The sequence below is a fragment of the Methylobacterium sp. A54F genome (assembly GCF_053346035.1).
The window spans coordinates 1-300 of record NZ_JBKFBF010000151.1; the positions used below are offsets into that span (position 1 = coordinate 1).

General features: G+C 75.3%; 1 protein-coding gene. It reads right to left on the reverse strand.

The window, feature by feature from the left end; genetic code table 11:
- Positions 1–238: ubiquinol-cytochrome c reductase iron-sulfur subunit N-terminal domain-containing protein (locus tag ACLBXP_RS25735; protein ID WP_447670643.1), on the reverse strand; the 238-nt coding region annotated here is incomplete at its 3' end.
- Between the last annotated feature and the right edge of the window lie 62 nt (positions 239–300).

Genomic DNA, 300 nt, shown 5'->3' on the forward strand with positions numbered 1-300 from the left:
AGATCAGCTTGCCGCGCCAGAACACGTTGATGATCTGGCCGTCCTGGATCGGGGCGAGGTCCACCTCGATCGGGGCGCCGGCCGCGTTCACCGCGGCGTCGGGCGCCATCGAGGCGTCGAACGGCCAGGCGACCGCGCCGGCCCCGACCGCGAGGCCCGCGCCCGTGGCGAGGAAGAAGAAGCCGCGCCGGGTGCCCTCGGCGGGGGCGGCAGCGGTGGTGGCCACGGTGTTCGCCAAGGCTCCAAACTCCAAGCGTGCAAGCGGGCGATCCGCCGCCCCCGCGGGTGCGGAGGCGGGCC